This is a genomic window from Pedobacter sp. L105 (assembly GCF_009765875.1).
Classification (GTDB): Bacteria; Bacteroidota; Bacteroidia; order Sphingobacteriales; family Sphingobacteriaceae; genus Pedobacter.
Genome location: NZ_LMUP01000004.1, coordinates 1,331,185 through 1,353,590, shown reverse-complemented (window position 1 = coordinate 1,353,590; position 22,406 = coordinate 1,331,185). Strand labels below are relative to the sequence as shown.

The window sequence follows — 22,406 nt, the reverse complement described above, 5'->3', positions numbered from 1 at the left end:
AGCAAAAGGCCCTGGTATTAGCGGGGCCTTTTGCTTTTAAATATCTTTTGCGCTGAAGAAGGCCAGCAGCGTTTTTACCTGGCTTTTGTTAAGTATCTTTTCCAGCTCGGCCTCCGGGGCTTCTTTGATTTTCTTTACCGACTTAAACTGTCGCAACAGTTTGTCTGCCGTAGTCTTACCAATTCCGGGAATAGCCTCCAATTCTGTTTTCAGCGTACCCTGATCCCTTTTCTTTCTGTGGAAGGTAATGCCAAAGCGGTGGGCCTCATCGCGGAGCTGCTGAATTACTTTCAGGGTTTCTGATTTCTTATCCAGATGCAGTGGATAGCTGTCACCAGGATAGTATAATTCTTCCAGACGTTTGGCAATACCGATAACCGTAACTTTTTTATCTATCCCTAATTTCTTCAGACTGGTCACAGCAGAGGATAGCTGGCCTTTACCGCCGTCAATGATGATCAGCTGAGGCAATGACTCCTCTTCTTCCAGCATTCGCTTGTATCGCCTGTAAACAGCTTCTTCCATCGTAGCGAAATCGTTGGGGCCTTCTACCGTTTTTACGTTAAAATGCCTATAATCCTTTTTTGAGGGTTTAGCATCTTTAAATACCACGATTGCAGAAACAGGGTAGGCACCCTGGAAGTTAGAGTTATCAAAACATTCGATATGTACCGGAAGCTGTGTCAGCATCAGGTCTTTCTGCATCTGTGTTAAAATACGGTCGGTACGCAGATCAGGATTTAGTTTTTCATATTGATTGAGCTTTTCACGTCTGAAGAAAAGCACATTTTTATGGGAGAGTTCCAGCAGGTTTTTCTTTTCACCCAGCTTTGGAACGGTAAATTTTAAATTTTCATCTGTTAGGGTGATCTCAAAAGGAACGATGATCTCCCTGGACGTGCTGTTAAACTTGGTTCTGAATTCGGTAATCGCAATGGTCAGCAGTTCTTCATCAGATTCATCCAGACGCTTTTTGATCTCTATGGTCTGTGTCTGAATGATACTGCCATTCATGATCTTCAGGTAATTCACAAAAGCATAACGTTCATCAGAAGCAATGCTCACTACATCTACGTTGGTAATCGAGCTGTTTACCACGGTAGACTTGCTCTGGTATTTCTCCAGCACCAGTAATTTTTTCTGGTACTGATGTGCATATTCAAAATTAAGGTCGGCTACTGCGTCTTTGATGATCTGTTTTACATCCCTGATTACATTTCCGATTTTACCATTGAGGATATCTTTGATCTCTTCAATGTTTTTGTCATAATCAGGGTGCATCTGGTAAGCCTGGCAGGGCCCTTTACAATTGCCTATCTGGTATTCCAGGCAAACCTTAAATTTCCCTGCGCTGATATTATCGTCAGTTAATGGCAGATTACAGGTACGCAGCGGGTATGTTTCTTTGATCAGGTCGAGGATGGTATGCATCATCCCTACAGAAGCATAAGGTCCAAAATAGGTAGAGCCGTCCTTTATCATTTTCCTGGTCCAGTAAATACGTGGAAAAGGTTCTTTTTTAATGATGATCCAGGGATAGGTTTTATCATCCTTGAGCATGATATTATACCTTGGCTGGTGTTTCTTGATCAGACTGTTTTCCAGCAGCCAGGCATCAATCTCTGTATCCACGATGGTAAACGTGATCTTACGGATCTTGGAAACCAGTACCCTGGTCTTGCCGTTCATCTGGTTATCCTGATTAAAATAAGAACCTACACGGTTCCTCAGGTCCTTAGCTTTCCCGATATATATAAGCGTATCTTCCTGGTCCCAGTATTGATAAACACCGGGACGGTGGGGGATATCGGTTAATGCCTGTTTGTAATCAAAAATGCTCATCTAAAACCCTAACTTCTGATCCAGTGCTGTAGTGTCTGCCTGCTGCTGCTGATATTGGTTACAATCGTAAGTGATGGATACACCGCCTTTAGGCTTTTCAAAATCGGCCTTGCTGATCTTTAATTTTGGATTAGCATATACCCTTTTCAAAAAGTCCCCGAATATAGGCATGGCGGTTTTGGCACCTTCACCCTGATTGGTGTTAATAAAATGGAATGCACGGTCTTCACAGCCTGTCCATACCCCTGCAACCAGATCAGGAGTGATTCCAACAAACCATCCGTCGGAGTTGTTTTGTGTAGTTCCGGTTTTACCTCCAACCGGGGTTTTAATACCATATTTACTGATCAGCGGATAGCCGAAACCACCGGTTACTACACCTTCCAGCATCCTCGTCATCACAAAGGCAACCTCTTCATTCATCGCCGGATGTTTCTGCGGGGTTTGTGCAAAGAGGACAACCCCATTTTTATCTTCGATCCTTAAAATATAGGTAGGCTGTGTCCATATCCCTTTATTGGCAAACACACTATAGGCGCCAACCATATCGAATACCGAAGCATCAAACGTTCCAAGGGCAATAGAAGGATAAGCGGGAACATTAGAAGTGATTCCCATTCTCTTTGCCAGGGTGGCTACTGCTGTCGGGCCAACCTGTTTCATTAAATAGGCGGCAATAAAGTTTTGTGAATAGGCCAGTGCCTTTTGCAGTGTAAGATAACCCGGAATGGTACCTCCAGATTTTGGTGTCCATGGTGTGCCTCCCGGAACATCTATGGTTACCGGCTCGTTGAGTACCTGATAACATGGTGAATAACCGTTTTCTATTGCTACAGAATAGGTAAAGGGCTTTGCTGTTGAACCTACCTGTCTGGTTCCCATTTTTACCTGGTCATATTTAAAATGCTCATAATTGATACCGCCCACCCAGGCTTTAACATAACCTGTTTTCGGGTCCATAGCCATCATTGCATTTCTGAGCAGCATTTTATAATATTTCACCGAATCAACGGGTTTCATCAGCGTATCAATATCTCCTTTCCAGGTAAAAATGCTCATGTCTGTAGGCGTATTAAAATCAGTCTTGATCTCTGCTTCTGATTTCCCTTCCAGCTGTAAAGCTTTATAACGGTCGGACCTTTTTATACCCTGTTCAATCTGCAGTTCTTTGCCTTCAAAGGGATCTCTGCCTTTCCAGCTTTTCAGGAACGTTGCCTGAAGCACTTTCATGGCTTCTTTTTGTGCAGCTTCTGCATATATCTGCATATCATAATTGATCGTGGTGATTACCCTCAATCCATCCCTGTCCAGGTCGTAAGGGCTGCCATCTGCTTTAACAATAGAACGTTCCTGGAAGATCCTCTTGATATCATTTTTAAGCACCGCCCTAAAATAAGGGGCAATTCCGTCGTTTACTGTTGCGGCACTGAATACTAGTCCGAGTGGTTTCTCTTTTTCTTCATCGAACTGTTGTTGGGTCAGCACATCTTCCTTCACCATATTGGCCATTACCGTATTACGGCGTGCCAATGATCTTTCAGGGTTACGGGTAGGAGAGTAACGGGTAATTCCTTTTTGCAGTCCTACCAGCGTAGCTGCCTGGCTAACGGTAAGCTGATCTGGGGTAGTATTAAAATATACCCTTGCCGCCGATTTGATCCCATAGGCCTGGTTCCCAAAATCCACTGTATTCAGGTACATGGTAATGATTTCTTCTTTGGTATAATTGCGTTCTAACTTTACTGCGACGATCCATTCCTGGAACTTTTGCATTACGCGTTTAAAAAAATTACGCTGACGGCCTTCTTCAGAAAATAAGTTTAAGGCAAGTTGCTGAGTAATGGTACTTGCACCCTGTTTTTTGCCGATCAGGTTATAAAAAATGATAGTAAAAGTACGTTTGAAATCAATTCCTGAGTGTTCTTTAAAACGGGTATCTTCAGTTGATATCAGTGCATTGATCACATTCGGGGAGATCTGGGAATAAGTTACATTGGAGCGGTTTTGAACAAAATAAGTACCCAATACCCTTTTATCCTCTGTAAGGATTTCTGTAGCCTGGTTACTTTTCGGATGTTCAATATCCCTGAAGGGAGGGAGTGCACCAAACAGACCGAAGCCAATAGCCACAATAAACAATGAAAAGATGATCAGTCCCCCAATGAAAAACTTCCAGAGTGTAAGGTTATATTGTTTTATCTCTGCAGCTGAAATATTTTTGGTCATTTTTAATAGTGGTTTTTGTAGAAATCTAAGTATTGAGTTAGAAGGGTCTTACTCTGGAGCTTATCGAAATTTTCCTTACTGATAATAAAGCTGGAATATATACCTGCAGGAACTTTCATGATTTGCTTTAATTGCGGAGTAATACCGTACGCATAACTTTTTGCGTCTGCAAAACTACTAAAGTTCCCAATATATATGAGTTGGTCGTTGTCAAATTCTGTTAATTGGTGCTTAAGTCCCGCATCTGCGTAATTTCCACGGTTAAACTGACCGATCCCAAAACGGGAAGAGCTCAGTGTTAAACTGGCATCTTCCACATCAATCACAAAGTAATAGATGGCAGAAGGGGCGGTACTGAATATTTTATCGGTATTAACAGCAACTACGGGGGCAGCAACTTTGGCATCCGGGGTCAGTTCTTCTTTTTTAGCCGCAGCTACTTTTTCAACAGGTGTTGCTGTTTCATTGACAACAGGCGGTACAGTATTGTCGTGAATAGGTTTTTCAAAAGCAGTAAAGAAACGTTGATCTGCGGGGTTGAAGTCGGGCAGGGCAAATCTTCTGGCTCTGAATTCATCCATATGCGCCGCAATGTAGGCCAGGTGATTCTTTACCAGCGGAGTGATGAGCTTATCATCGGGATAAGAGGTCACAATCATTTTAAAGGCAGTGACCAGGCTGTCTACCATATGAGTTCTGCCAATGGAAATTGCTTTTAAATAGTTAAGCTGAGGGTTAAGCTGGTTAGCCGGATATTGAGCAGTGGTTTGTGAAACATCGGCAATCACTTCCGGGAAAGCTTTCTTTTCATACTGGTCGAATATCAGGTTATACTTTTTGAGAACCAGAGCTTCCATTTCCGATTGTTTGGCTGAATAACCCGGGTCGAGAATGGTTTTTGCATAATTACTTGATGGAAACTGAGCCAGAAGCAGTGCCTTATACTTTGATGAATTTGCGGGATCTGATTTTTTAAAATTGAGATAAAGGCTATAATAAATGGAAGCCAGGTGATTGTTATCGGGGAAGCGGTTAAGTACCAGCTGATAAATTCTGGTAGCTTCTTCCCTGTCATCCAGTTCCTGCTGATAAAAAATAGCCATCTCGTAATAAGAATCAATGATCTTTTGATTGGAAACGATCAGCATTTCCGGTGTAAGGGGTATAGCGGACAAATACCTGTTCACCAAAGTATCAGTGCCTGCTGATTTTGAAGGCTGCTTCTGACGAAGCGGCTGGTTGCTGTCTTCCACTTTGGCGACTTGTTCGGACGTATTTTGTGAAGAAGACTTTTGGCTTTGCCGCCAGTTATCTTCTTGTTTTCTGGTACCCCATCGGGTAACGAAATCGGTATAACCTTTGCTCATGGCCGCGCTGTTATTGAAATAAAAGGCACCTTTTGGTTCAGTCGCGCTATTATTATTTTTTCCTGCATCAGGGAAAAGGTTTTCTCTGTAGGTGCCGGTATTCATGGTGTTTATTACTGCTTTTTTTGCAGTCATTTTTTTAATTCTCGCCAGACGTTCTTCGGGGCTTAGTTTCACCATCGACTGTAACGTGTCTTGCATGGCAATCGCTTCATAACGTGTGCTAATATATTCCAGGTTCCTGCTTTTTTTAATAATCTGTGCATAACCAGGATAGTTTTTAGGCATTGTATTTACCGTACTATCATAATATAACTTCGCCTGCAGGAAATTTCTAAAGCGGGAGAAATTTAAATTGGCGAGCCTTAAGTAAGAAAGTCCTTTTTGATAATTATTCTTCAGGCTTTTTCTTAAGGATAGTTTATAATATTTTTCTGCGTTGATATAATCTTCATCGCTGGCATAACTTTCCGCCACCTGGAAATAGATCTGGTCATTATATTCCAGGTTTTTATCATCCCTTAACAGGGCTAACAATTGTTTTTTCCTGTTTAACTTCTCGCCATTTAATAAACCATTAATTTTAATCCTGTTGAGATTGGCGTTGAAATACAATTCAAAACCTGCATTGCTGTTTTGAACTTTCAGGTAATTGGCCAGTGCTTTCTGTTCATTTTTCTGATGTTCATAGAGCTGCGCGAGAATATAAGTCCAGCGTATCCGGTTGCGTTTAAGCGGTGTTTCCCTGACAGCCCTTTCCAACAGCTGAATCGCGTCGTCATAACGCTCCTGGTAAATGTACATCTGGGCAATGGTGGCCAGTGGTTCGGAAGTGTTACTTTTTACCGATGGGATACTGGTATAAACGGTATCGAGTAACAGAGCTGCAGCTCGGAGATCATCCAGCTGCATCAGGCTTCTGGCTTTCCAGTTCTGAGCTGTCAATAACACCTCCGGGTTGGCCGGATAGGTTTTTGCGGTATAATCGAAAAACTCTTCGGCAATAAAATAATTGGATTTGAAATAGTTTGCCTTACCCAACAAGAGATAAGCATCATCTATATAATTACTGTAAACCTTGTCGGCAATAATAGCCTGGGCTTTAACAATGATTTTATCTAAGGCTTTATCATTTAAAGAAGGGCTAAAAACAGTTGAGGCGCTAAATTTCTCAGGATCTGTAAATACCGGCAGAATCTCATTATAATTGTCCTTATAGGTATCGTTAAGTTGTTGTCCGTAATTTTCGAGTATGACCTTAGAATTGTAGATGTAATTGTAGCGGGCAGTTAAATTTTGCATTCCTCTGCTCATTGCCGTATCTTTAGGAGTGCTGCAGGCTGCCAGGCAACATGTTCCTATGAAAAGTGAGAGTAAGCGCGTTATGAGATGGCTAGAATTCTTCAAAGATTGTAGATTGAGTCAACATTCAAATTAGATATAATATAGCAAAAATATTCTATTAATCAGCATTTTCTAACAAATATATATTTTTTTGCAAGCGTACAACTATGAGTGATCAACAAAAAGGGAAAGGTAAAAATAACTTTGCTGCATATTCGGGAATGGGTTTCCAGATGCTGGCCATCATCGGTGTATTTACATTTGCGGGATATAAAATAGATGCCCATAGAAATACCCATAAGCCCATATTTACGGCTTTGCTTGGGGTAATTGGAGTTGTGATTTCCCTGTATCAGGTAATCAAACAGTTGAGCAGCAAAGATTAACAAGTTGATTCATCTGTTAAATTTTATACTTTTGTAAAAAAAACAGTTTTGAGTCTATCCAAATTTACCCTGTATTACCTGATCTATACACTGATCCTTGCCGGGGTGGCCTATGCGCTGCCTCAATTATTTCCGCAGGTAAATTTAGTAGTTAAAAAATTCTGGCTGGTATTCTGCTTTATTGGGGGACTTACTTATATCGCTTATATCACGGCTTATTTCGGTATTAAAATGGACCCACAGGCCGGTGTAATGGCAATTATGGGGTCAATAGTTTTGAAAATGATCTTTTCTTTAGCTTTCGTGCTGATTTACAGCCTGAATAGCAAGGAAAAGGGGATAGTTTTCGCGCTCAACTTTTTTTCTCTATATTTATTGTTCAGCTTCTTTGAAATATACTCCCTGTTGTGTAACTTGCGCCACCAAAATAATAAGTAAAAATCTGCCAGTAAATGGATTGTAGCCACGTTTTTGATTTTAAAGTTAATCGGATAATTGTTGTTTTCACGCTTTTTTTAGCGTTTTTCTTTGTAACACCCTTGTTATATGCACAAGGAGACACATTGAAGACAACAAGTGCCGCACACGCCGAACCAGCGGCAGAGAAGAAATTTAACCTGGGTAAGTTTGCTTTGCATCACGTAGCTGATTCGCATAGCTGGCATGTTATAGGCGACTATACCATTGGCCTTCCTGTGCTGTTATATACACCAGGCGGACTGGTTACTTTCAGCTCTACTGAGTTTCACGGAGATGATGAAGCGAAGGTAGTTGTAGAAAAGAACGGACAACGTTTTGTGAAAAGACATGAAAAGATTTATTATGCATCTGCAACAGCCAATGAATCGGGTGAATATGCAGAAGTTGATGCAGCAGATCATGTAAAGAATGTACGTCCTTTAGACTTTTCAATCACTAAAAACGTTTGCACGCTTTTGCTTTCTGTAGTGGTTATGCTTGCTATATTCCTTAAAGTAGCCAATGGTTATAAATTAAGGGCTGGTAAATCGCCTAAGGGGTTACAGTCATGGCTGGAGCCGCTAATCTTATTTGTTCGTGATGATATCGCTAAGCCTAATTTAGGTCATAAATACGAACGTTTTATGCCTTACCTGCTGACCGTATTTTTCTTTATCTGGTTTAACAATATGCTGGGATTGATTCCTTTCCTTCCGGGAGGAGCCAATTTAACTGGAAATATTTCAATCACAGTAGTATTAGCTACTATTACTTTCCTTATCATCAATTTCAATGGTAACAAATATTACTGGAAACATATCTTTACACCTGATGTGCCATGGTGGTTATACATCGTTCTGGTACCTGTAGAGATCATCGGTATATTTACCAAGCCTATTGCATTGGCCATACGTTTATTTGCAAACATCACTGCCGGCCACATCCTGGTATTAGCACTGATTGGTCTGATCTTCGTTTTTAACTCCGTTTTTGTTTCGTTTGTATCTGTTCCATTCGCCTTATTCATTTATGGAATAGAGTTGCTGGTAGCATTTATACAAGCTTTTATATTTACCATACTATCTGCACTGTTTATTGGCATGGCGATAGAAGAACACCACTAATTAGAATTTTTAACAATTAATATATAGAATCATGATTACAGGAAGTATTGCTGCAATTGGTGCTGGATTAGCCGCTATCGGCGCAGGTATGGGTATCGGAAAAATCGGTAGCTCAGCTATGGAAGGTATTGCTCGTCAGCCAGAAGCAGCCTCTAAAATTCAAACTGCGATGTTGATCGCTGCTGCATTCGTTGAAGCAGTTGCTCTTTTCGCGGTAGTAGTTGCATTAGTGTAACTAAAAAATGGTATTGTACTTTGTAGGGTTGCTACAAAGTACATCCTTTTGTTAAAAAAAAAGATTTACATATAATATAAGAGATGGAATTATTATTACCGGAGATTGGTTTAGTTATTTTTCAGACAATAGCATTTCTATTGTTACTGTTTGTGTTAGCCAAATTTGCATGGAAACCTATTTTAGGAGCGATCAAAGAACGTGAACACACGATTGATGAAGCTTTAAATCAGGCTGAACTTGCAAAACAGGAAATGGTACGTTTAGCGGCACAGAATGAAGAGTCTATGAAAGTAGCCCGCGCAGAAAGAGATCAGATCCTGAAAGAAGCGAAAACATTAAAGGATGCAATCGTTAACGAGGCAAAACATCAGGCACATACTGAAGGCGCTAAATTAATCGAAAAAGCAAAAATTGAGATTGAAAATCAAAAGAAAGCTGCTCTGGCTGAATTGAAAAATCAGGTTTCAACATTATCAATTGAGATCGCTGAACGCGTATTACGCAGTCAGCTGTCTGACAAGGTTAAACAACAGGAGTTGGTTGCCGGCTTGTTGAAAGATGTTGAACTGAATTAATTCCAGCCACTCTAATTAAATATAACATGTCAGAAAATAAAGCAGCATCAAGATACGCCAAAGCATTAATTGACCTGGCTACGGAACAAAATTCTTTAGCAGAGATCAAAAATGATATGGTTCTTATTGAAAATGTGATTAACCAGAACAGTGAATTGGAAACAATTCTTCAGAACCCGGTTATTCCTTTGGATAAAAAATCTGCAATCTTAGATGGGATCTTCGGTAAAAGCGTTCATTCGGTAACCAGGTTATATCTGAAACTGGTTGTGAGCAAAGGCCGTTCAGCCATCTTATTTGATACCACTAAAGCTTTCATCAGACAGTATAATGTGATCAAAGGTATTGTGACTGCTGAGGTTACTTCTGCTATCACATTGACTGAGGCAAACAAAGCGGAAATCGTTGCTGTAGTTAAAAAAGAAATTGGCGCACAGGAAGTGATCATCAAAGAGAAAGTTGATGAGAAACTGATCGGTGGTTTTATTTTGAAAGTTGGCGACAGACAATTTGATGCCAGTATAGCTGGTAGTCTACATAAATTAAAGCAGGAATTAGCCCACGGTGTGGTTTAATTCATTAATCATTTACAGAATTACAAAAGAAATAATATAAAATTATGGTAGAGGTAAGACCAGACGAAGTATCGGCAATTATCAGGCAACAATTGTCGGGCTTTAAATCAGAAGCCGAACTTGAAGAAGTTGGTACCGTATTACAAGTGGGTGATGGTATTGCCCGTATTTATGGTTTAACTAAAGTTCAATCAGGTGAGCTTGTTGAATTTGAAAATGGCCTGCAAGGTATTGTTTTGAACCTTGAAGAAGATAATGTTGGTGTGGTTCTTTTAGGCCCGTCAAGCATGATCAAAGAAGGTGATACAATTAAACGTACCAAGAAAATTGCCTCTATTCAAGTTGGTGAAGGTATGTTGGGCCGTGTGGTAAACACACTGGGCGAACCTATCGATGGTAAAGGACCAATCATTGGCAAGACTTATGAAATGCCGATCGAGCGTAAAGCTCCTGGGGTAATCTTCCGTCAGCCGGTTAATGAGCCTTTGCAAACAGGTATCAAAGCTATTGATGCGATGATCCCTATCGGCCGTGGTCAGCGTGAGCTGGTTATTGGTGACCGTCAGACTGGTAAAAGTGCCGTTTGTATCGATACCATCATCAACCAAAAAGAATTTTATGATGCAGGAAATCCTGTATTATGTATATATGTTGCTTGTGGCCAGAAAGCAAGTACTGTTGCACAGGTTGTACGTACTTTAGAAGAAAACGGCGCAATGGCTTATACCGTTGTTGTTTCTGCTTCGGCTGCTGATCCTGCTCCATTACAGTTTTATGCTCCATTCTCTGGTGCAGCTATTGGTGAGTACTTCCGTGATACAGGTCGCCCCGCACTGATTGTTTATGATGATTTGTCTAAACAAGCTGTTGCTTACCGTGAGGTTTCTTTATTGTTACGTCGTCCACCGGGACGTGAGGCTTATCCTGGAGACGTGTTCTACCTGCACAGTCGTTTATTAGAGCGTGCAGCTAAGATCAACTCTAATGATGATATCGCACAGAAAATGAACGACCTTCCTGAATCTATTAGAAGCATTGTAAAAGGCGGTGGTTCATTAACAGCTCTTCCAATCATTGAAACACAAGCGGGTGACGTTTCTGCTTATATTCCAACTAACGTGATCTCGATCACTGACGGGCAGATATTCTTAGAATCTAACTTGTTCAACGCCGGTGTACGTCCAGCTATTAACGTAGGTATCTCGGTATCACGTGTAGGTGGTAATGCACAGATTAAATCAATGAAAAAAGTAGCTGGTACGTTGAAACTGGATCAGGCACAATACCGTGAATTAGAGGCTTTCTCTAAATTCGGTTCTGATTTGGATGCAGCAACTAAATCTGTTCTGGACAAAGGCGCAAGAAACGTTGAGATCTTAAAACAAGGTCAGTTCTCTCCAATGTCTGTTGAGAAACAAGTAGCGATCATCTATATTGGTACTAAAAACCTGATGCGTGCGGTTCCTGTAAATAAAATCAGAGCGTTTGAAGCTGAGTATTTACAACAACTGGAATTACGTCACCCTGAAACATTAGCTGCTTTAAAAGCTGGTAAACTGGATGATACCATCACAGGTGTATTAGAAACTGTAGCTAAAGAGCTTGCTGGTAAATACTAATTAAAAGGAAGAAGATTAAAAAGAATGGCTAATTTAAAAGAAGTAAGAATTCGTATATCATCGGTGCAGTCTACGCAGCAGATTACCAAAGCCATGAAAATGGTTTCGGCAGCAAAGCTGAAGCGTGCAACCAATGCTATTATACAGTTACGTCCGTATGCTACGAAGCTTAAAGAGATCTTAGGGAATCTTTCTGCCAACCTGGAAGGATCTTCATCCCCATACATACAGGAACGCGAACCCAATAAGGTATTGGTAGTAGTGGTTTCTTCTAACCGTGGTTTAGCAGGTGCATTCAATATGAATGTAATTAAAGCAACCAACAATCTGATTGCAGAGAAATACAGCGAGCAGTACAAAAAGGGTAATGTGAGTATCATCTCTATCGGTAAAAAATCCCAGGATTTTTACGAGAAGAGAAGTTACAATGTGATTGGAAACAATAACGCTGTTTATAACGCATTAACCTTTGAAAACGTTACAAAAATCACAGATGCCATCATGGCCGGCTTCAAAAAAGGCGACTTTGATAAAGTAGAATTGGTTTATAATGGTTTCAAGAATGCAGCGGTACAAATCCTGACTACAGAGCAATTGCTTCCATTGCCAAAAACAGTGACTACCAAAGAAGAGTCTAAACATCAGATAGATTATATTCTGGAACCTTCACAAGAGGAAATCGTTAAGGAATTAATTCCTAAGTCGATTAAGATTCAGTTATATAAAGCGGTATTGGATTCTCATGCAGCAGAACATGGTGCAAGGATGACTTCAATGGATAAAGCAACTGAAAATGCTGGTGATCTTTTAAAAGCGTTAAAACTTTCTTACAACCAGGCACGTCAGGCTGCAATTACTACAGAACTTACAGAGATTGTAAGTGGTGCCGCGGCGCTGAACGGATAATTTATCCTGTTAATTTATTGGAAGGGCTGTCTCAAAAAGACGGCCCTTTTTTTATTTTATACTATACTTGATATACACCCGTTTTTTCGGGAAGGTGGTTCTTATTTCGCTTTGTTTTCAAAAGGCTTTGGGAGGTCATTGATAGGTCTTTGGAAAGGGGTTGGTTTATCCCCGGGATAAACCAACCCCTTTCCAAAGACCTGTCAACAACTTTAGACGATCTGTTCAAGTCAAAATCAAAATAAAACCAGATCCGTTTACCTTTGCTGAAAATCTCTATTTTTGTTAAAAGATCTTCCTATGACTAAAAACATTCTTTTTATAGCTGTGGCTTTTTTACTTCCCCTTGGTGTAGTTGCACAGTTAAGTCCAACTGCCCAGGCAGCAAGAGACTATACCATTGCAGTAGCCTGGCAGCAGCGTTCGGGCGAATACAGGGCTCTTTCTTTCCAGGCTTATAACTTTGCCAGGCTTTCATTAAAAGAACGGTTAAAAACCCCGGGATCGTCAAAACCCAATTGTGTGGTAGTGGATATTGACGAGACTATCCTTGACAATTCTGCTTTCCAGGGACATGAGATCAAAAAGGGGGTTTCATTTGAGCCGAAGGACTGGACAGAGTGGACTAAACTGGCAGCGGCCGATACCGTACCCGGAGCGCTGGAGTTTTTAAAATATGCAGCCTCCCAGCAGGTGGAAACGTTTTATATTACCAACCGTGATGCGGCCGACTATAAAGGGACCTTACTTAATTTACAGCGTTTTGGTTTTCCTTTTGCTGATGAAACACACCTGGTGGTAAAGACCTCCGGCTCTGATAAAGAACCGCGCAGACAGCAGGTATTGGCGAAATATAATATACTCTTACTTTGCGGGGATAACCTCAGTGATTTTTCCAATGTCTTTTACAGGGAAGGAAAAAATGTAACCGAAGAAGTGAATAAGGCGAAACTGGAATTTGGGACGCACTTTATTGTGTTACCTAATCCAATGTATGGCGATTGGGAGAAACTGCTTTATAAAGAGGGAAAAGCTGATGAACAAGAAAAGGCGAGAGAACGTCTTGACGGGCTAAAAGGATATTAAAAGAAATAATCTCTGATAACATGCTTTTATTGTTGAAATAATATTAATTTTGCTCACGAATTTAAACATAAGAAAATGGAGCCAACGTCAGAACATAACACTAAAAGCATGCAAAAGGCAAATGAAACGTCAATATATGTCCAAATAATTATTGGTGTATTGGTGGCTCTCGTAGGTGTTTTTCTTCGTTTTGCATTTGACTCGTCAATGTTATCCTTAGTATCATGGATTATTTTATTTGTCGGTGCAATCATCAGCATCAGAGCGGTATTCAAAATATTAGACTCGTCTAACTAAAAATATTTTTAGAAAGCCCTTCGATAGTTTTATCGAAGGGCTTTTTTGTACCCGCTATTTTAATCTTTTCTGGTTGTCTTTAGCAAAAGCATCCCATCCGGAATAAGACTTGCCTGTACCGGCAGAAGATACCCTTTGGAAAGAATGGCAAACTGCTACCGCCAGCCCATCAGTTGCATCCAGAAACTCAGGTGTTTCCTTGAAATTTAATAAGCGCTGCAGCATAGCAGCAACCTGCTCTTTTCCTGCGCTACCATTACCTGTAATAGATTGTTTAATCTTCCTTGGCGCATATTCCGTGATCGGAACGTCTCTCGATAATGCAGCCGCCATGGCAATTCCCTGTGCCCGGCCTAATTTTAGCATTACCTGTATATTTTTTCCATAGAAAGGCGCTTCCAATGCCATTACATCCGGTTTATACTCATCTACCAACCCAACTGTTTTTGAAAAGATCCGTTGTAATTTTAAAAAATGGTCGTCTAAATGGTCCATCTTTACTACACCCATGGCAATCAGCTCTATTTTACTTCCCCGCTCCAAGATCACCCCGTATCCCATTACGGCAGTACCCGGGTCAATGCCCATGATCACACGTTCCTTTTTTCCAACCAACATAGAACAATATTAAGCATATTTGCATGAAATAAAAGAAACGATAAATTGATAGCTAAATATAAAGGTATATTTTCCAATGTGCTAAAGGTGACGATAGTCCTTTTTGCATTCTGGTTTATCTACAAAAAGCTAACTTCCAATACCAATTTAAAAGACTTCAGGTACGTTTTATCCGGTATTCCGCGTATGCAGACTATCGCGGTGATCTCTTTGGTTTTTTTTCTGATGCTGGTGAACTGGGGGCTGGAAGCCGTAAAATGGAAGCGGCTGATCAGGCAGGTGGAACAGCTCACGCTCTGGCGGTCTATAGAATCTGTTTTCTGTGGTCTTACCTGGGCGGTGTTCACTCCAAACAGGATTGGTGAATATGGAGGAAGGGTGTTTTTTCTGTCTCCAAAACGAAGGGTAATAGGCATCGTAGCCATGGCTGTGGGAAATATCGGCCAGATGGTGCTGACCAATATTTTTGGCGCTATTTCTCTTTGTATATTTATTTACAGGTACGTTCATCTGGATTACCGGCTGAATTATGCCGTAATGGCCCTGGCGGCCATGTTCTGTCTGTTTTTTCTGATTTTCTTCTTTAACATCCAATGGTTAAACGGCTTGCTGCTTTCCATGCGTTTTACCAGGAAGTATAAAAAATTCTATAGCATCCTGGGGCGGTACCAGAAAAAGGAACTGCTCAAAATATTATTACTCTGCCTGGCACGTTATGTGGTCTTCAGCACCCAGTATTTTATCATGTTTTACTGGCTGGTAGCAGATATACATTACCTGGATATCCTGATGATGGTCTGCATTTTGTTTTTTGTGCAATCCACTTTACCTTCCCTTGATTTGTTTGATATTGGTGTAAGAAGTGTAACCGCGTCTTATTTTTTTAGCTTTGTGACCAAACAGGATGTTGCCGTGATTGCATGTACTGCAAGCATCTGGCTCATTAATATTATTATTCCTGCTATATTGGGCTCATATTTTGTTTTTAAATTAAATTTCTTTGGAAATATTCATCGTCGTTAGTTATCTGTCTGCATTTTTAACCCTCGTTTATCTGTTTGTTGTTTTTGGTTTTATCCGTGGATGGCATAAACTGGTACCCTTTTTATATAAAGAGACCAAAGGCACTACTGCTGTTTCGATCATTATAGCAGCAAGAAATGAGGCCGATGGTATCCATCGTACTATTGAAGCCCTGCTGGCACAGGATTATGATAAAACACTAACGGAGATTATCTTTATTGATGACCATTCTACAGATAACACCGCCAGGATCATCAGTTCTTATGCCGCTGAGGGGATCAAACTGATTTCACTGAAAGAAGATAAAGCTTTAAATTCATATAAGAAAAAGGCTATTCAGACAGCTATAGGGCAGTGTGAAGGTAGTTTGATCATTACTACAGATGCTGATTGCAGAATGGGGACAAAGTGGCTTAAAACGATTGTAGCCTTCTATGAAGAGAAGCAGTATAAGATGATCTCTTCGCCCGTGGCATACGATGAGGAAAAGAGTTTTTTTGAAAGGGCACAATCCCTTGAATTTCTTTATCTGATTGGTTTAGGCGCTTCCACCATTGGCAATAAACAGCCCTCTACTTGTAATGGGGCAAATTTAGCCTATGAGCGCGCTGCTTTTTATGAAGTGGGCGGATTCCAGGGAATAGATGACCTGGCCTCCGGAGATGATGAATTATTGCTGCATAAAATGGCCGCCAGGTACAATAACCACATCGGCTTTTTGAAAAATACAGACGCACTCGTTTATACACATGCTAAACCTAACCTAAAAGAGTTTCTGCAGCAGCGCAAACGATGGGCCTCAAAAAGTACGCGTTATAAAAACAAATCCATCATTGTGCTGGGTGTATTCATCTGGTTCTTCAATTTGAGTATCCTGCTGAACCTGGTTGCCGGTATCTTTTTTATAGGTTATCTTAAAATCGTTTTTGCACAGCTGATACTTAAGATTTTTGCAGAATTTGTATTCCTAACCGATGTCACCAAATTTGCTAAAAGAAGAAGCCTGCTGGTCTTGCTGCCCTTTTTGAATGTGCTGCATGTGCTTTATATTATTTATATTGGGGTGGCTGGAAATTCGGGGAAATATAACTGGAAGGACAGAATGGTTAAATAATGGAAAGAAGCGACAGTCCTGCAAAAAGAATATGGGTTAGGTTTAAAAAAAATAAACCTGCCTTCGGAGGCTTGTTATTCATTATTGTAATGCTAATGATGGGTATTTTGGGATACCTGATCACGCCCGACCAAACACCCATGGCCAATACCATGCACCTGCAGTTAAGCAATAAAAAACCAGGACGCAGTTTCACTTTTTTTATCATCAGCGTTAATCCTAACATCAGCAAAGTTAATCTACTGGAGAAAATGCTTTACGGACAGGAAGCAAATTTCAAAAGTATTCCCATAACCGGCTATAAAATTGCTGGCAATCGTATCATCACAAAAGAATACATAGGGGATGATGAAGAAGCAACAGAGAGCAATAGCTACCTTATCAAAGGGAGTTCAAAAGAATTTCTTCACCAGCATGTTTACCAGCAGACTTTCTGGCTCGGAACAGACGGATATGGAAGGGATCTGCTCAGCCGTTTGATCCTGGGTATCCGCGTATCACTTTCTGTAGGTTTGCTTGCCGTTATCATTTCTATGAGCATAGGCTTGAGCTTAGGCGCCATGGCCGGATACTTTGGGGGAATGACCGATTCCGTGATCGGCTGGTTCATGAACGTGATCTGGTCGCTGCCTTCTTTACTCCTGGTTATAGCCATCTCTTTTGCCCTGGGCAAAGGGTTCTGGCAGATATTTATTGCTGTAGGCTTATCCACCTGGGTAGATGTGGCCCGTTTGGTACGCGGGCAGGTGATGGCCATCAAAGAAGCTGAATTTGTAGAAGCTGCTAAAGCATTGGGTTTTTCTTCCTCCCGGATATTGATCAGGCATATTCTGCCTAACATTGCCGGGCCGGTACTGGTGATCGCCTCCGCAAATTTTGCTGCCGCTATCCTGCTTGAAACCGGGCTGAGCTTTCTGGGGTTTGGTGCCCAGCCGCCAATGCCCAGCTGGGGAACCATGATCAAAGAAAATTATGGTTATATCGTTATGGATGCTGCCTACCTGGCCATTTTGCCCGGAATGGCTATTATGCTTACTGTTTATGCTTTTAATTTAATGGCCATCGGGCTGCGTGATGCCTTTGATGTAAAATCCCGGGATATCACAGTTTAATATTTTTTTTAACTTTACGGAATGCTATTAAATTGTTTTCAACTTGAATTTATTGAAGCAGGCTGTGATGAGGCAGGAAGAGGCTGTCTGGCCGGACCTGTATACGCGGCCGCGGTAATTCTGCCTCCCGATTTTATTGCGGGAGAGCTGGATGATTCGAAAAAACTGACGCATAAACAGCGTGTTTCCTTAAGACAGATCATTGAAAGGGAAGCTGTGGCCTGGGCTGTGGCTTCAGTAGATAACAATGAGATCGATGAAATCAATATCCTGAATGCGTCTTTCCTGGCTATGCACCGGGCGATAGCCAAGTTAGCTGTTCAGCCCCGTTACTTAAGTATAGATGGAAACCGTTTTAAAGCTTATCCGGATATCCCGCATAGCTGTATCATCAAGGGTGACGGGAAATACCTGAACATTGCTGCAGCCTCTATACTGGCCAAAACACATCGGGATGAATTTATGGACAACCTGGCTGATGAATATCCTGTTTATCAGTGGAAGCAAAATAAAGGTTACCCAACTAAAGTGCACCGTTCGGCAGCTTTATTTCACGGCTTAACACCATACCACCGTAAAACTTTCTCTATAAGTGATCCTGATCTAATTCTCGTTTCAGATAATGAGCTATAATTTGTATTTTCACCTTATTGAAAGCGTTAATACTCAGCAACCGTGTTCCCTTTCCACCCAACAGCGGCTATCCTATTGTAGTTTATAACACAATAAAAGGACTGCTAAATTTGGGTGTAGATATTACTTTGTTCAGTATTAACACCCACAGGCACCGTGTAGACGTAGATGATATTTATGATCCCGTTTTTGAACGTATCAAATTTTACTCTTTTGATATAGATACAGAGGTTAATTTATGGGGCGCTTTTTTCAATATCTTCTCTAACGAGTCTTATAATGTTTCCCGCTTTTATGATAGCCGGGCGGCAGAAATGCTCGAAAATATTCTTCATGAAAGTGAATTTGACATTATTCAGTTTGAAGGATTGTTTGTTGTCCCTTACCTGGAAGTCATTAAACGTAACAGTGAAGCCAAACTGATTTACCGCGCACATAATATAGTTTTTGATGTATGGGAACGCCTGGCGGCTTCTGAGCGCTTTACACCCAGGCGCAGGTATCTTCAGTTCCTGGCGCGCAGGTTAAAGGTTTATGAAACAGATCAGCTGAACCGCTTCCACCAGATCTTTGCTATCAGTGAGCCCGATCGTCAGAATATCCTTCATTTTGGATGTGAAACCTGTCTGGATGTTTTTCCTGTAGCGCTGGATTTCGAAAAGTATGTGATTGATACCAAAAAAACAAGTTTCCCTACACTATTCCACATTGGGGCGATGGACTGGAGGCCAAATAAAGAAGGACTGGAATGGTTTATCGATGAGATCTGGCCTGATATAGAAAAATTAAACAGTGAACTCCGGTTTTACATCGCCGGTAAAAGTATGCAGCAGCACTTTTACGATTATGATTCTGATAACCTGGTGGTAGAAGGGGAGGTGGTTGATGCCGTTGAGTTTATGAATTCCAAGGCCATTATGATTGTACCCTTACTTTCCGGGAGCGGTATGCGGGTAAAGATCCTGGAGGGAATGGCCATGAAAAAATGTGTGATTGCTACCACTTACGCAGCTGAAGGACTTAACTATGAAAACGGGAAAGATATCCTGATTGCTGATACAGCAGATGAGTTTTACCGCTGTATCCTGCAGTGTGTCACCCATCCTAACCGCTGGAGGGAAATAGGAGAGAATGCACGTAAAACGGTTGAGCGCGACCATGATCTGCTATCCATTTCGAAACGCATGCTGAATGTGTATCACCGATTAGTAAATGGATAATATTTATGTACTTTTGCTCACAATTTTTAAGAGCAACAGCAAATGAAGAATACCGCACTAACAGATAAACACATTTCATTGGGAGCCAAAATGGTTCCATTTGCAGGATACAATATGCCCGTTCAGTACGAAGGCATCAATGCAGAACATGCCACCGTCAGAAAAGCCGTAGGCGTTTTTGATGTGAGCCATATGGGAGAATTTATTCTTAAAGGTGAAAATGCACTGGACCTGATCCAACGTGTGATCAGTAATGATGCTTCAAAATTATATGATGGTAAAGTTCAATATGCTTATCTTCCTAACGAAGATGGCGGTATTGTAGATGATTTACTGGTTTACCGCATCGATGAAAAAAGCTATATGCTGGTAGTAAATGCTTCCAACATAGAGAAAGACTGGAACTGGATACAGAAATTCAATACCCAAGATGTTGAAATGCATAATATCTCTGATAAAACTTCATTGTTAGCTGTTCAGGGGCCAAAAGCTGCTGAAGCACTGCAAGGCTTAACAGATATCGATCTGGCCTCTATGGAGTATTATACTTTTACCAAAGGCACCTTTGCCGGTGTAGAAAATGTTATAGTTTCTGCTACAGGTTATACCGGTGCAGGAGGTTTTGAGATCTATTGCGACAATGAACATGCTGCTAAAGTTTGGGATGCCATCTTTGAAGCAGGAGCACCTTTTAATATCAAACCTATTGGTTTAGGCGCAAGGGATACTTTACGTTTGGAAATGGGTTTCTGTTTATATGGAAATGATATTGATGATACTACGTCACCAATAGAAGCCGGTTTAGGCTGGGTTACCAAATTCACCAAAACATTTACCAATTCTGCTGCTTTGCTTGCTGAAAAGGAAGCCGGTGTGAAACGCAGACTGATCGGTTTTGAAATGATAGACCGTGGTATTCCGCGTCATGATTATGAGATCGTTGATGAAGCAGGAAATGTAATTGGAAAAGTAACTTCAGGTACACAATCGCCTTCTTTACAGAAGGCCATTGGAATGGGTTACGTAGCCAAAGAAAATGCCAAAGAAGGAGCTGATATCTATATCAGTATCCGTAACAATAACATTAAAGCCAAAGTAGTAAAATTCCCTTTTTATAAATAACCTGCCGCGTCCCCTGATATGCCAAGAAAGATAGAAGTTTGTTTAAGTCCCGCGCTGATTGATTTGTATGCTATTGAAGATAGCATTGTAGTGGTGATTGATATTTTGAGGGCAACTTCATCTATCGTTTATGGAATAGATAACGGGGCAAAGGCAATTATCCCTGTAGCACAGGTAGAAGACTGCCTGGCTTATGCAGGTTGTGGTTATTTACTGGCAGCTGAACGAAATGGGGAAGTAGTCGAAGGATATGATTTCGGCAATTCCCCATTTTCTTATACTGCCGAAAAGGTTAAAGACAAAACAGTAGTGCTCACCACTACTAATGGTACCAAAGCTTTGCATCTGGCCAGAAGCAGGGCAAGCCAGGTAGTGATCGGTTCTTTTCTGAACTTGCAGTCGCTGTGCGATTGGTTAAGTGCACAGGAAAAAGATGTATTGCTGTTATGCGCAGGATGGAAAGATCAGCCCAACCTGGAGGATACGATCTTTGCTGGTGCGGTGATCAGGGAAATACATTCCAGCTTTACTGAATTCGATGATGCAGGTGTTGCAGCACAGGATTTATACGCATTGGCTAAAGATGACCTGAGAGCTTATGTAGGTAAATCTTCTCATAGCAAACGTATGGAAGCCCTGAATATTGAAGAAGATATTGTTTTCTGTTTACAGCTAAATGTCTGCACGGCTATCCCTGTGCTGGAAGGAGATGAACTCGTGGCTTTAAAAAAAGATCTTTAAGACTGTTCTGTCAGCAACTTCGTTATTTTCTCGTTGTGTTTAATGGTTTTCAGCGTTTCTTCGTAGGCCAGCCAATAGATCGTTTCTGCTTTTTTCATATCGAAAGTACTGATCTCTCCCATACCATGAGGTTCAATCAATACATCACAGAAAGCAGCTTTTTGTTCCATATCCTTATTGGTGGTCATCAAGGTAGCCCTGTTAACCAGTGAACCAATGCTCGGAATGCTTTTGATAGGTTTCAAATGGTTACAGGCAGAACCAATAATAAAATCACAGTCTTTTAACAGCGGCTCCACAGGAAAGTTATTCAGTATTCCTCCGTCCATATACATCTGATCGCCAATCATAATCGGCCTGAATATCCCGGGAAGGCAACAGGAGGCCTGGATAGCTTTAATTAGTGGACCCTGGGTAAAATATTCGAGTTTGCCTTCGCTGAAGTTGGTCACAGCAATAGTTAGCGGAATTTTTAAAGCCTCTATCCTGTCATCAGGAAAGTAATTTTTCAGTAACTGTGAAGTGTGTTCAATACCAATTAATCCGAGGGAACCGACAGCAGGACGTATAAAGCGCAGTAAACTTGTTTTGATAAAGATCTCCAAGGCTTCTTCGGGATCTATTCCTGCGGCATAAAAGGCACCTACAATAGAGCCGGCGCTTGTTCCGCTAATGTGGCTGAATTTTATTCCGGCATTAATGAGTGCTTTTAGCACACCCAAATGTGCAATTCCCCTGATCCCACCACCAGACAGTACAATTCCTACTTTCGCCATAAC

The 22,406-nt window shown here is 41.1% G+C and carries 21 protein-coding genes; 16 read left to right on the top strand and 5 right to left on the bottom strand.

Annotated features, from left to right (window positions below; genetic code table 11):
- Positions 1 to 36: 36 nt before the first annotated feature.
- From uvrC to GSQ84_RS10995, 3 genes are read right to left on the bottom strand one after another with little or no spacing between them, the layout of a single operon-like run.
- Positions 37 to 1,842 (bottom strand): excinuclease ABC subunit UvrC, encoded by a 1,806-nt coding sequence (gene uvrC, locus GSQ84_RS11005; RefSeq protein WP_158797257.1) that lies wholly within the window; start codon positions 1,840 to 1,842, stop codon positions 37 to 39.
- Positions 1,843 to 4,068 (bottom strand): penicillin-binding protein 1A, encoded by a 2,226-nt coding sequence (locus GSQ84_RS11000; RefSeq protein ID WP_158797256.1) that lies wholly within the window; start codon positions 4,066 to 4,068, stop codon positions 1,843 to 1,845.
- A gap of 2 nt (positions 4,069 to 4,070) precedes the next feature.
- Positions 4,071 to 6,749: a lipopolysaccharide assembly protein LapB gene (locus GSQ84_RS10995; protein ID WP_254070828.1), complete on the bottom strand. Its 2,679-nt coding sequence runs from the start codon at positions 6,747 to 6,749 to the stop codon at positions 4,071 to 4,073.
- Between the two features lie 197 nt (positions 6,750 to 6,946).
- Here GSQ84_RS10995 and GSQ84_RS10990 point away from each other — a divergent pair, with 197 nt between their 5' ends.
- The 9 genes from GSQ84_RS10990 (at position 6,947) to GSQ84_RS10950 (ending at position 13,747) form a co-directional block, all read left to right on the top strand.
- Positions 6,947 to 7,165, top strand: coding sequence for an AtpZ/AtpI family protein (locus GSQ84_RS10990; RefSeq protein ID WP_158797254.1), 219 nt, complete (start codon positions 6,947 to 6,949; stop codon positions 7,163 to 7,165).
- Positions 7,166 to 7,213: 48 nt separating this feature from the next.
- Positions 7,214 to 7,603, top strand: coding sequence for a hypothetical protein (locus tag GSQ84_RS10985; RefSeq protein WP_158797253.1), 390 nt, complete (start codon positions 7,214 to 7,216; stop codon positions 7,601 to 7,603).
- A 14-nt stretch (positions 7,604 to 7,617) separates the two neighbouring features.
- Positions 7,618 to 8,748, top strand: a complete 1,131-nt coding sequence (gene atpB, locus GSQ84_RS10980) for a F0F1 ATP synthase subunit A (protein WP_158797252.1) — start codon at positions 7,618 to 7,620, stop codon at positions 8,746 to 8,748.
- 34 nt (positions 8,749 to 8,782) lie between these two features.
- Complete coding sequence (gene atpE, locus GSQ84_RS10975; RefSeq protein ID WP_090555667.1) at positions 8,783 to 8,983, top strand: ATP synthase F0 subunit C; 201 nt, start codon at positions 8,783 to 8,785, stop codon at positions 8,981 to 8,983.
- Between the two features lie 83 nt (positions 8,984 to 9,066).
- On the top strand, positions 9,067 to 9,561 hold the full coding sequence (gene atpF / locus GSQ84_RS10970; protein WP_158797251.1) for a F0F1 ATP synthase subunit B: 495 nt from the start codon (positions 9,067 to 9,069) through the stop codon (positions 9,559 to 9,561).
- A 26-nt stretch (positions 9,562 to 9,587) separates the two neighbouring features.
- The gene (atpH, locus tag GSQ84_RS10965; RefSeq protein WP_158797250.1) at positions 9,588 to 10,136 is read left to right on the top strand and encodes an ATP synthase F1 subunit delta; all 549 of its coding nucleotides are present in this window, start codon (positions 9,588 to 9,590) and stop codon (positions 10,134 to 10,136) included.
- 44 nt (positions 10,137 to 10,180) lie between these two features.
- Positions 10,181 to 11,755, top strand: coding sequence for a F0F1 ATP synthase subunit alpha (gene atpA, locus GSQ84_RS10960; protein ID WP_158797249.1), 1,575 nt, complete (start codon positions 10,181 to 10,183; stop codon positions 11,753 to 11,755).
- Positions 11,756 to 11,779: 24 nt separating this feature from the next.
- Positions 11,780 to 12,661 carry an ATP synthase F1 subunit gamma gene (gene atpG / locus GSQ84_RS10955; protein ID WP_158797248.1) on the top strand — a complete coding sequence of 294 codons (882 nt, stop codon included), beginning with the start codon at positions 11,780 to 11,782 and terminating at the stop codon, positions 12,659 to 12,661.
- A gap of 300 nt (positions 12,662 to 12,961) precedes the next feature.
- A complete protein-coding gene (locus tag GSQ84_RS10950; RefSeq protein ID WP_158797247.1) occupies positions 12,962 to 13,747 on the top strand; it encodes a 5'-nucleotidase, lipoprotein e(P4) family in 786 nt (261 codons plus the stop codon).
- A 351-nt stretch (positions 13,748 to 14,098) separates the two neighbouring features.
- Here GSQ84_RS10950 and ruvC read toward each other — a convergent pair whose 3' ends face one another.
- Entirely contained in the window at positions 14,099 to 14,662 is a 564-nt protein-coding gene (gene ruvC / locus GSQ84_RS10945; protein WP_158797246.1) for a crossover junction endodeoxyribonuclease RuvC, read from the bottom strand.
- A gap of 45 nt (positions 14,663 to 14,707) precedes the next feature.
- On the opposite strand from ruvC, the gene GSQ84_RS10940 reads away from it, so the two are divergent.
- From GSQ84_RS10940 to GSQ84_RS10910, 7 genes are read left to right on the top strand one after another with little or no spacing between them, the layout of a single operon-like run.
- Positions 14,708 to 15,685, top strand: a complete 978-nt coding sequence (locus tag GSQ84_RS10940; RefSeq protein WP_158797245.1) for a hypothetical protein — start codon at positions 14,708 to 14,710, stop codon at positions 15,683 to 15,685.
- Positions 15,663 to 16,799, top strand: a complete 1,137-nt coding sequence (locus tag GSQ84_RS10935; RefSeq protein ID WP_158797244.1) for a glycosyltransferase — start codon at positions 15,663 to 15,665, stop codon at positions 16,797 to 16,799. Before GSQ84_RS10940 ends, GSQ84_RS10935 begins: the two co-directional genes overlap by 23 nt.
- Positions 16,799 to 17,911 (top strand): ABC transporter permease, encoded by a 1,113-nt coding sequence (locus GSQ84_RS10930; protein ID WP_158797243.1) that lies wholly within the window; start codon positions 16,799 to 16,801, stop codon positions 17,909 to 17,911. The genes GSQ84_RS10935 and GSQ84_RS10930 overlap by 1 nt, the downstream gene beginning before the upstream one ends.
- A 21-nt stretch (positions 17,912 to 17,932) precedes the next feature.
- The gene (locus GSQ84_RS10925; RefSeq protein WP_158797242.1) at positions 17,933 to 18,544 is read left to right on the top strand and encodes a ribonuclease HII; all 612 of its coding nucleotides are present in this window, start codon (positions 17,933 to 17,935) and stop codon (positions 18,542 to 18,544) included.
- A 17-nt stretch (positions 18,545 to 18,561) separates the two neighbouring features.
- Entirely contained in the window at positions 18,562 to 19,764 is a 1,203-nt protein-coding gene (locus GSQ84_RS10920; protein WP_158797241.1) for a glycosyltransferase family 4 protein, read from the top strand.
- Between the two features lie 42 nt (positions 19,765 to 19,806).
- The gene (gene gcvT, locus GSQ84_RS10915) at positions 19,807 to 20,886 is read left to right on the top strand and encodes a glycine cleavage system aminomethyltransferase GcvT (RefSeq protein ID WP_158797240.1); all 1,080 of its coding nucleotides are present in this window, start codon (positions 19,807 to 19,809) and stop codon (positions 20,884 to 20,886) included.
- A gap of 18 nt (positions 20,887 to 20,904) precedes the next feature.
- Positions 20,905 to 21,627, top strand: coding sequence for a 2-phosphosulfolactate phosphatase (locus GSQ84_RS10910; protein WP_158797239.1), 723 nt, complete (start codon positions 20,905 to 20,907; stop codon positions 21,625 to 21,627).
- Here the strand turns inward: GSQ84_RS10910 and GSQ84_RS10905 are convergent.
- Positions 21,624 to 22,403, bottom strand: coding sequence for a patatin-like phospholipase family protein (locus tag GSQ84_RS10905; protein ID WP_158797238.1), 780 nt, complete (start codon positions 22,401 to 22,403; stop codon positions 21,624 to 21,626). The two genes, GSQ84_RS10910 and GSQ84_RS10905, sit on opposite strands and share 4 nt — an antisense overlap.
- Positions 22,404 to 22,406 lie beyond the last annotated feature (3 nt).